Raw genomic sequence first — 813 nt, 5'->3', positions numbered from 1 at the left:
GAATACGTTCCCGGGCCTTGTACACACCGCCCGTCACACCATGGGAGTGGGCTGCACCAGAAGTAGATAGCTTAACCCTTCGGGGAGGGCGTTTACCACGGTGTGGTTCATGACTGGGGTGAAGTCGTAACAAGGTAGCCCTAGGGGAACCTGGGGCTGGATCACCTCCTTACCTATACGACTAACTTAATCGTTGTTGAGTGTTCACACAGATTGCTTGTTTGTCTCTACTCTTAATTGGGTGAGATGAGCGACAAAATATCCTACCTTGTTGTAGTTGATATCGTTCTTTAAAAATTTGGAAAGCTGATAGTGTTAATCTGAAAGGGATAACGACTACGATTTATCGTGTTGTTATTAATAGGATTAATGCGAAATTAAAAAAATGAGTTCTAAAAACACTTAACATTAAGTGTCTTAGCTCGTTGTTTAACATTAACGTGTTGGATGATGAGATAAAAATTCTAATTTTGGCGAAAGTAGAAACCATTAGTTACAGTACGGCTGTTGTGAGCTTACCCGCTCAGAACAACGGATAATCTCCTAGAGACTTATTTGGGTTGTATGGTTAAGTGACTAAGCGTATATGGTGGATGCCTTGGCAGTCAGAGGCGATGAAGGACGTAGTAACTTGCGAAAAGCGTTGGCGAGCTAGTAACAAGCATTTGAGCTAACGATGTCCGAATGGGGAAACCCACATGCATAAGCATGTATCACAACATGAATACATAGTGTTGTGAGGCGAACCCGGGGAACTGAAACATCTAAGTACCCGGAGGAAAAGAAATCAACCGAGATTCCCCTAGTAGCGGC

General features: G+C 43.4%; 2 rRNA genes. Both read left to right on the top strand.

From position 1 onward, the window contains the following. Positions 1 to 172: ribosomal RNA gene (locus tag ACVBIL_RS20605) — 16S ribosomal RNA — on the top strand; the annotation flags it as partial. A 394-nt stretch (positions 173 to 566) separates the two neighbouring features. Beyond that, a 23S ribosomal RNA gene (locus tag ACVBIL_RS20600) occupies positions 567 to 813 on the top strand; the annotation flags it as partial.

The sequence above is a fragment of the Shewanella sp. 125m-7 genome, assembly GCF_052977045.1.
This window is presented reverse-complemented; position numbering and strand designations above follow the sequence as displayed.